Origin of the sequence: uncultured Cardiobacterium sp. (genome assembly GCF_938028185.1) — a bacterium.
GTDB lineage: Bacteria > Pseudomonadota > Gammaproteobacteria > Cardiobacteriales > Cardiobacteriaceae > Cardiobacterium.
On record NZ_CALJAH010000390.1, the window covers coordinates 1 to 2,123 of the forward strand.

A 2,123-nucleotide genomic window follows, 5' to 3' on the forward strand; every position below is an offset into this window, starting at 1 on the left:
CCGTCCCCTCCACCGGGCCCCACGCAAAATGCAGCCGCATTTTGCGTGGGAACCCGCCCACGGGGAGAGGGGGGCAGTTCGGTGGGGGGATTGGCGATGGTTATGGGCTGCCGGCAGGGTTCGAGTGCTTTGAGCAGCGTCGCGCCGCAGTCCTCGCCGGCGCCGAGGATGGCGGCGAGTTGGCCGATGCCACTGTCGGCGGTAAAGCGTTGGCTTTCGTGCAGGGTGATGCGGTGTTGTTGTAGTGCCGGGTGGTGGCTGAGGTCGTGCAGGATGGCGCCGGGTTCGACGGCGGCGAGCTGGTCGGCATCGCCCAGCAGGATGAGGCGGGTGTCGGCGGCGGTGGCGGCGATGAGTGCGTGCGCCAGTTCGAGCGAGAGCATCGAGGCTTCGTCGATGATGATGATGTCGTGCGGCAGCGGGCGGCTGGCGTGGTATTGCGCTTCGCCGTTGTTGTCGATGCCGAGCAGGCGGTGCAGGGTTTGTGCGGGCAGGCCGCTGATGCCCGCGGCGGCGAGGCTTTCTTCCATGCGTTTTGCGGCTTTGCCGGTGGGGGCGGCAAGGGCGATGCGGATGTCTGCCGCAGCGTTTTGTTCGGCGCGGATGAGGCGGGCGATGGTGTAGGTTTTGCCGGTGCCGGGGCCGCCGTTGATGAGGGTAAGGCGACAGGTTTGTGCGAGTCGGATGGCCGCTTGTTGTTCTTCGCGCAGGCCGTCGGCAGGGACGGTGTTCGCGGCGACAGGCGGGGCGGTGTCGCCCAGGCGGGCGCGAATCATCGCGGCGAGTCGTGCTTCCTGGCGGTAGGTGCGGTTGATCCAGAGGCGGTCGCCGCGGCGGGTGAGCGGGGCGGTGCGGTCGTCGTCGGCAAGCAGCGGTGTCGTGGCGAGGGCGTCGGCGGCGGTGCGCTGTTCGGCGTCAAGGCGGATGAGGGTGTCGCCGTTGTCGTGTGCGTTTTGTAGTGCGCTGAGGAGGGCGGCGAGGCGATCGCCGTGTTCGGGGTGACCGCTTTGGCGGGCGAGGTATCGGGCGAGGTGTTGCATGGCGGGGTGGTTTCAGGCGGGGTTGTTGCCGAGGATATGGTCGAGTTCGGCGATGAAGTCAGGCGGGTAGTTCCAGCCGTATGTGCCGTGTGTCGGGTGCGCGGGGTCGATGCCGCGCAGGTAGTGGTATTCGATGCCGCCGAGGTGGCGCGCGGGGTCGTAGTCGGGCAGGCGGGTTTTGAGCAGGCGGTGCAGCGCGACTTGGTACAGCGCGGCTTGTAGCCAGTAGTGGTGGTCGTTCATCGCTTCGCGGATTTTGGCGGGGGTGTAGTCGTCCGGGTGGTTGCCGAGGTGGTTGGTTTTGTAGTCGAGGATGTAGTAGCGCCCGTCGTGTTGGTAGATGTGGTCGATTTCGCCGCGGATGTAGCGGATGTGGCGGTGGTGTTGGTGCAGGTTGAGCGGGTACCCGGCGGCGGTGAGGAGGCGGTTGATGCGGGCGACGGGTAGTGGCGCGCGGTCGTCGCTGCCGAGGGTGAAGTTGTATTCGCTGCGGTAGGTGCCGCGTTTGCTGTCGCCGAGGGTGATGCCGCTTTGCGGCAGGGTGCTGTGGTAGATGGCGTCGAGCCAGGTTTCGCAGGCGTCCAGTTGGGCGGGCTCAAGGCCGAGTTGCCATTGTTGGTTTTCGTGGTCGAGGTGGCGGCGCCAGTCGTCGCGGTGGTCCGGGCGGGTGTGTTCGAGGATGGCGTGCAGGGCGCTGCCGGGGGCAGTGCCGCGCGGGTAGGTGTAGCGGATGTCGGCGTCTGCCGGGGCGTCGGGCGCGGTTTGGTGTTCGGCGATGGCGTAGTCGGCGAGGTCGGGCGAGGTGGGTTCGATGGCGTCGCGCAAGAGGGCGCTGAAGCTGCTGCGTTGCCAGCCGTGAAAGCGGGTGCGCCAGGTTTTTGGGGGGGTGGTTATTTCGGTGGCGGTGCCGGGAATGTTGGCGCTACCCCCACCCCAACCCTCCCCCGCTGCGGACGCTGATGCGTCCTGCGGGGGAGGGGGTAATTCGGCGGGAGAATTGGCGATGGTTGGTGTTTCGGCATGGGCGGTATGCGGGCGAACCCCACCCCCCGCCCCTCCGCCGGGCCCCACGCAAAATGCAGC

The 2,123-nt window shown here is 67.6% G+C and carries 2 protein-coding genes; both read right to left on the reverse strand.

The annotated features are described in order from the left end of the window. Positions 1-1,040, reverse strand: a 1,040-nt coding sequence (locus Q0349_RS11395) for an AAA family ATPase (protein ID WP_298081091.1), incomplete at its 3' end; no start/stop codon positions are given. Between the two features lie 12 nt (positions 1,041-1,052). Beyond that, the coding region (locus tag Q0349_RS11400) for a PD-(D/E)XK nuclease family protein (RefSeq protein ID WP_298081093.1) at positions 1,053-2,123 on the reverse strand (1,071 nt) is incomplete at its 5' end.